The following is a 222-nucleotide window of genomic DNA, read 5'->3' as shown; positions in this document are numbered from 1 at the left end:
CACCCGAGGAGTTGATCCCGATGACCGAAGACAGACTACCGCTTGCCGAGCTGATGGCGAAGACCGGAGACAGCGATTTCCTGCGCAGCATTGCCGAGAGCGTGCTGCAGCTGATCATGGAGGCCGATGTCGACGGCGTGATCGGCGCCGGCCGACACGAGCGATCCGGCGACCGCACGACCTGGCGTAACGGCTACCGAGAGCGCAGCCTCGACACCCGGC

Annotated in this window: 1 protein-coding gene; it reads left to right on the top strand. The window is 65.8% G+C overall.

Annotated elements, in window-relative coordinates:
* Positions 1-20 precede the first annotated feature (20 nt).
* The coding region (locus AX729_RS05165; protein WP_197433533.1) for a transposase at positions 21-222 on the top strand (202 nt) is incomplete at its 3' end.

Origin of the sequence: Bradyrhizobium sp. CCH5-F6 (assembly GCF_001556045.1) — a bacterium.
GTDB lineage: Bacteria > Pseudomonadota > Alphaproteobacteria > Rhizobiales > Xanthobacteraceae > Bradyrhizobium.
The sequence above is the reverse complement of the archived record's forward strand: the minus strand, read 5'-3'. Positions and strand labels throughout refer to the sequence as shown.